Annotated in this window: 1 protein-coding gene; it reads left to right on the top strand. The window is 71.4% G+C overall.

All coding sequences use genetic code 11. The features are described from left to right. Positions 1-7,224: non-ribosomal peptide synthetase (locus H0U68_RS14090; protein ID WP_296356619.1), on the top strand; the 7,224-nt coding region annotated here is incomplete at both ends.

The following is a 7,224-nucleotide window of genomic DNA, read 5'->3' as shown; positions in this document are numbered from 1 at the left end:
TGCCCATGCGGGTGCGCCTGGACCAAGGCAGCACGCAGGACGGGGTGCGCCAGGCACATGCCCTGCTGGCACGGCTGCTGCGCCACGAGCACGCGCCGCTGGCGCTGGCCCAGCGCTGCAGCGGCATTGCCGCACCGGCGCCGCTGTTCGCTTCGCTGCTGAATTTCCGCCACGGCGCGCAGGCCAACGAGACCGTCCATGCCCTCGAAGGCATCGAGCTCCTCGGCTACATGGAACGCAGCGGCTACCCGCTGATGCTCTCGGTGGACGACCTGCAGGAAGGCTTTTCGCTCGGCGTGCAGGTGCGCGCGCCGGTGGAGCCGCAGCGCGTGTTCGACTTCATGCACCGCGCGCTGGAAGTGCTGGTGGCCACGCTGGAGAAGGCGCCGGACACGCCGCTCATTGCCGTGGACGTGATGCCGCTAGCCGAGCGCGAGCGCCTGCTGGTGGAGTGGAACGACACGGCGGTGACGCCCGCGCACGAACAGTGCCTGCACGACATGTTCGAGGCACAGGCCGCGCGCACGCCGGCAGCCATTGCGGTGGCGCACGGCGACGATTCGCTCAGCTATGCGGCATTGAACGCCGAAGCCAACCGGCTCGCGCGCCACCTGCGCAGCCTGGGCGCCGGCCCCGACTGCCGCGTGGCCCTGCACCTGCCGCGGGGAATCAACATGGTGGTGGGACTGCTGGCAACGCTGAAGGCCGGCGCGGCCTATGTCCCGCTCGATCCCGACTACCCGGCGCAGCGGCTGGACTTCATGCTGCGCGACAGCGCCCCGCTGGTGCTGCTCACCGACGCGGCGACGGCGCGCGCGCTGGAAGCGCCTTCTTCCACCAAGGTGCTGGACCTGCGCGCCGACGCGCACGCCTGGGCGGACCTGCCCGCGCACGACCTGGCACCCACCGCCAACGGCTGCCAGCCGCGGCACTTGGCCTATGTCATCTACACCTCGGGTTCCGCCGGCGTGCCCAAGGGCGTTGCCATGCCGCATGCGCCGCTGGCCAACCTGGTGACCTGGCAGCTCGCGCAGGAAACCGGCCGCGCGCCGCTGCGCACGCTGCAGTTCGCCGCGCTCGGCTTCGACGTCGGCTTCCAGGAAATCTTCACCGCCCTGTGCAGCGGCGCCGCGCTCGAAATCGTCGACAACGACGTGCGGCTGGACCCGCGCCGCCTCTTCGCGCTGCTCTGCGCGCGCGGGGTGCAGCGCCTGTACCTGCCCTACATCGCGCTGCAGCAGCTGGCCGAAGCCATTCCCGAGCCGGACGCGGCATCCGCCCCCTGCCGGCTGCTGGAAGTCATCATCGCCGGCGAGCAGCTGCGCATCACGCCGCAGATCGCGCGCTTCTTCACGGCCCTGCCGGACTGCCGGCTTCTCAACCACTACGGGCCCGCCGAGACCCACGTAACCACGGCCTTCACGCTGCCGGCCGACACGGCCTGCTGGCCGGCCCTGCCGCCGATCGGGCGGCCGATTGCCAACACGCGCATGTACCTGCTGAATGCGCGCGGGCAGCCGGTTCCGGTCGGCGTGCCCGGCGAGCTGCACATCGCGGGCGCCAGCGTGGCGCGCGGCTACCTGAACCGGCCGGAGTTGACCGCGGAGCGCTTTCTCGACGACCCGTTCCACGGCGGGCGCATGTACAAGACCGGCGACCTCGGGCGCTGGCTGCCCGATGGCGAGATCGAGTTCCTGGGGCGCAACGACTTCCAGGTGAAGATCCGGGGCTTCCGCATCGAGCTCGGCGAGATCGAGGTCAAGCTCGCGCAGCTGCCCGGCGTGCGCGAGGCCGCGGTGATCGCGCGGGAAGACAGCCCCGGCGACAAGCGGCTGGTCGCCTATGTTGTCGCGGACGATGCCGCGGATGGCGCCACGGACGGCGCGATCGACGCTGGCGCGCTGCGCGCGCTCCTGGCCGACCGCCTGCCCGAATACATGCTGCCGGCGGCTTTCGTGCAGCTGCACGAACTGCCGCTCACGCCCAACGGCAAGCTCGACCGCCGGGCATTGCCGGCCCCCGGTGCCCAGGCCTACGCGGCGCGCGCCTACGAGGCGCCGACGGATGACGTTGAGGCGACCCTGGCCCGACTCTGGAGCGAGCTGCTGAACGTCGAACGCGCCGGCCGCAACGACGACTTCTTCGCCCTCGGCGGGCATTCGCTGCTGGCCGTGCGGCTGGTGTCCCGGCTGCGCCAGGAACTCGGCGTGGAGCTGCCGCTGGCGCAGCTGTTCGCCAACCCGCAGCTCAAGGACCTGGCCGGCGCCATCCACGGCGCCGCGCGCAGCGAGCTGCCGTCGATCACGCGGGTCTCGCGCGACACGCCGCTGCCGCTGTCCTTCGCCCAGCAGCGCCTGTGGTTCCTGACCCAGCTCGACTCGCAGAGCCGCGCGTACCACATCCCCCTGGGCCTGCGCCTGGAAGGCGAGCTGGACCGCCCGGCCCTGCGCCGCGCGCTGGACGGCATCGTCGCGCGGCACGAAACGCTGCGCACGCGCTTCGTGCTGGAAGGCAGCCGCCCGGTGCAGCGCATCGCGCCGGCGGACATCGGCTTCCTGCTGCGCGAGCACGACCTGCGCAGCCACCCCGACGCGCGCACGCAGGCGCAAGCGCTGTCCGAGAGCGAGGCCGACGAGGCCTTCGACCTGACGCAGGGCCCGCTGATCCGCGGCCGGCTGCTGCGGCTGGAGGACACCTCGCACGTGCTGCTGGTCACGCTGCACCACATCGCCTCGGACGGCTGGTCGCTGGGCGTGCTGATGCACGAGCTGCGCGCGCTGTACGGCGCCTTCGTGCAGGGGCTGGAGAACCCGCTGGCGGCGCTGGCCATCCAGTACGCCGACTACGCGGTCTGGCAGCGGCGCTGGCTGGACGGCGAGGTGCTGCAGCGGCAAAGCGCCTACTGGCAGCAGCGCCTGGCCGGCGCGCCGGCCCTGCTGGAACTGCCCGCGGACCGGCCGCGCCCGAAGCAGCACAACCACCGCGGCGCGACGCTGCCGATCGCCTTCGACACCGCGTTGACCGCCGGCCTGAAGGCGCTGGGCCAACGCCACGGCACCACCTTGCACATGACGCTCATGGCCGCGTGGGCCGCGCTGCTCGGGCGGCTGTCCGGCCAGGAGGACATCGTGGTCGGCACGCCGGTGGCGAACCGCACGCGCGTCGAGATCGAAGGGCTGATCGGCTTTTTCATCAACACGCTGGCCCTGCGGCTGGACCTGAGCGGCGGTCCGACCACGGCCGAACTGCTGCGGCGCGTGAAGGTGGAGGCGCTGGCCGCGCAGGAGCACCAGGACCTGCCGTTCGAACAGGTGGTGGAGCTGGTCAACCCGGTGCGCAGCCTGGCGCATAGCCCGATCTTCCAGGTGAGCTTCACCTGGCAGAACAACGCGCCGATCGATCTCTCGCTGCCCGGCCTGAAGCTGCAGCCGATCGATGCGAGCCAGAGCTTCTCGAAGTTCGACCTCTGGCTCAGCCTGGGCGAAACAGCCGACCGCATCGAAGGCGGCATCGAATACGCATCGGCATTGTTCGATCGGCTCACGATCGAGCGCTTCGCCAGCTGCTTCGTTCAGCTGCTGCGCGCCATGGCGGCCGACACGCCGCAGCCCATCGACCGGCTGGACCTGCTCGGCCCGACCGAAGCGCGCCGCCTGCTGATCGACTGGAACGCCACCGAGGCCGACTACCCGCGCGACCATTGCGTGCACGAACTGTTCGAGGCCCAGGCCGCCAGGACGCCGCAGGCGGTGGCGGTAGTCCAGGGCACCGAGGCGCTGAGCTACGCGGAACTCAACACGCGGGCCAACCGCCTCGCGCACCACCTGCGCGACCTCGGCGTGGGCCCGGATGCGCGCGTGGCGCTCTGCGTCGAGCGCAGGCCGCACCTGCTGGTCGGCGTGCTGGCGATCCTGAAAGCCGGCGGCGCCTTCGTGCCGCTCGACCCCGCCTACCCGCGCGAGCGCCTGGCCTACCTGCTGGCCGACAGCGACCCCACGGTGGTGCTGCTGGACGCCGCCGGCGAGAAGGCGCTGCAGAACGTGGACTATCGCAGCGTGGTGCTGGACGCAGATGCGCATGCCTTCGACGCGCACCCCAACACCAATCCGCTGCGTGCCGACGTGGGCCTGGCGCCCTCGCACCTGGCCTACGTGATCTACACCTCCGGATCGACCGGCCAGCCCAAGGGCGTGATGGTGGAGCACCGCAGCGTGTGCAACCTCACCGAAGCGCAGATCCGCAGCATGGACGTGGACGCCGCCAGCCGCGTGCTGCAGTTCTCGTCGATCAGCTTCGACGCGTTCGTGTTCGAGACCATGGTCACGCTGCGCCAGGGCGCCTGCCTGGTGCTGGGCGAGCCCGGCGTGCCGCTGGTCGGCGAAGCGCTGCTGCGCACCGTCCGCGAACATGGCGTCAGCCACGCGACGCTGCCCTCCGCGGTGCTGGCGGCCCTGCCGGAGGATGCGCAGCTCCAAGGCATCGCCACGCTGGTGGTGGCCGGCGAGGCCTGCCCCGCCTCCGTGGTCGAGCGCTTCGCGCCGGGCCGGCGCTTCATCAACGCCTACGGGCCGACCGAGAGCACCGTGTGCGCGACCATGCAGGTCTGCGTGCCCGCGGACACCGCGCCCGGCATCGGCCGGCCGATCGCGAACATGTTCGTCTACCTGCTGGATGCCCACCGCCAGCCGGTGCCGGTCGGCGTGGCCGGCGAGCTCTACATCGGCGGTGCCGGTGTGGCGCGCGGCTACCTGAACCGCCCGGAGCTGACCGCAGATCGCTTCATGGCCGATCCGTTCCGCGGCGGGCGCATGTACCGCACCGGCGACCTGGCGCGCTGGCGCATCGACGGCAACATCGAATTCCTGGGCCGCAACGACTTCCAGGTGAAGGTGCGCGGCTTCCGCATCGAGCTGGGCGAAATCGAGGCGCGGCTTGCGCAGTTGCCCGGCGTGCGCGAAGCCGCCGTGCTGGCGCGGGAAGACCACCCCGGCGACAAGCGTCTGGTGGCCTACGTCGTCGCCGAAACAGGCATCGAAGGCGGCATCGAAGGCGGCATCGAAGGCGAAAGCCTGCGCGTGCAGCTGGCCGCTTCGCTGCCCGAGCACATGGTGCCCGCGGCCTACGTGCTGCTCGCGCAGATGCCGCTCACCACGAACGGCAAGATAGACCGGCGCGCACTGCCCGCGCCGGATGCCCAGGCCTACGCGGTGCGGGCCTACGAGGAGCCGGCGGGCGAGATCGAAGCCACGCTGGCGCAGCTGTGGCGCGAGCTGCTGAATGTGGAGCGCATCGGCCGCCACGACGACTTCTTCGCGCTCGGCGGGCATTCGCTGCTGGCCGTGCAGCTGATCGAGCGCATGCGCCAGGCCGGCCTGCATGCCGACGTGCGCACGCTGTTCACCGCGACCAGCCTGGCTACGCTCGCCGAGCAGGTCGGCGGCGACAGCGGCATGGTCGAAGTGCTGCCCAACGGCATTCCGGACCGGTGCGAGAGCATCACGCCGGCGATGCTGCCGCTGGTGGAGCTGACGCAGGCACAGGTCGACGCCATCGTGCGCACCGTGCCCGGCGGCGCCGCGAACGTGCAGGACATCTACCCGCTGGCGCCGCTGCAGGAAGGCATTCTTTTCCACCACCTGCTGGTGCCCAAGGGCGACGTGTACCTGGTGCCCGCGCTGTTCGCCTGCGCCGACCGGGCGCGGGCGGAGGACTTCGTGCGCGCGATGCAGGCGGTGATCGACCGGCACGACATCCTGCGCACCGCCATGCTGTGGGAGGGCCTGCCCGAGCCGGTGCAGGTGGTCTGGCGCCGAGCGCCGCTGCCGGTGGACGAACTGGTGCTCGATGCGGCACAGGGCGACGTCGGCACGCAGCTGCGCGAGCACTTCGATCCGCGCCACCACCGCATCGACATGCGGCAGGCGCCGCTGATGCGCGTGGCGATCGCGCAGGATGCACCGAACGGCCGCTGGATGCTGCTGCTGCGGCTGCACCACGCGGTGGCCGACCACACGGCGCTGGAATTGATCCAGCACGAGGTGCAGGCGCACCTGGAAGGGCGCGCCGCGGAGCTGCCCGCGCCGCTGCCGTTCCGCAATTTCGTGGCGCAGGCCCGGCTGGGCGTGCCCCGGCACGAACACGAGGAATTCTTCCGCCGCATGCTGGGCGACCTGGAGGAGCCGACCGCGCCGTTCGGCCTGACGGAAGTCCAGGGCGACGGCATCGCGATCCGCGAATCGCGCCAGCGGCTGGACGGCACGCTCGCGCTGGCCCTGCGCCGCTGCGCCGCAGCGTCGGCGGTGAGCGTGGCCAGCCTGTGCCACCTGGCCTGGGCGTTGGTGCTCGCGCGCACCGCGGGCCGCGACGACGTGGTGTTCGGCACCGTGCTGTTCGGCCGCATGCAGGGCGGCGAAGGCTCGCACCGGGTGCTGGGCCTGTTCATCAACACCTTGCCGCTGCGCGTGCAGGTGGGAACAGCGAACGCGCGCGAGGGTGTTCTGCAAGTGCACCGGCTGCTGGCGCAGCTGATCCGGCACGAGCATGCGCCGCTGGCGCTCGCCCAGCGCTGCAGCGGCGTCGCGGCACCGACGCCGTTGTTCAGCTCGCTCTTCAACTACCGCTACAGCGCCGATGCGACGCACTCGCCGGAAGCACAGGCCTCGGCAGCCTGGGAAGGCATCGACAGCCTGGGCGCGGTGGAGCGGACCAACTACGCCTTCACCATGTCGGTGGACGACCTGGGCGAAGGGCTGGGCCTGACGGCGCAGGTCGAATCCAGCATCGATCCGGCACGCATCTGCGCGTTCATGCGCGAGGCTCTGCAGGGCCTGGTCGATGCGCTGACGCATTCTCCGGACATGCCGCTCGGCCGCATCGGCGTGCTGTCCCCCGCCGAGCGCGAGCAACTGCTGGTGGGCTGGAACGCGACGCAGGCGGAGTATCCGGCCGAGCTGTGCATGCACGCGCTGTTCGAGGCGCAGGCACTGCGCACGCCGGATGCCATCGCGCTGGTGCACGCCGAGCGGCGCCTGAGCTACGCCGAACTCGATGCGCAGTCCAATCGACTGGCCCACCACCTGCGTTCCCTGGGCGTGGGCCCCGATGCGCGCGTGGCCGTGTGCGTGCAGCGCACCGAGCGCATGGTGATGGCGCTTCTGGCCGTGCACAAGGCCGGCGGCGCGTATGTGCCCCTGGACCCCGCCTACCCCGCCGAGCGCCTGGCCT

The organism is Ramlibacter sp. (assembly GCF_013697775.1).
Taxonomy (GTDB): Bacteria; Pseudomonadota; Gammaproteobacteria; order Burkholderiales; family Burkholderiaceae_C; genus Ramlibacter.
The sequence above is the reverse complement of the archived record's forward strand: the minus strand, read 5'-3'. Positions and strand labels throughout refer to the sequence as shown.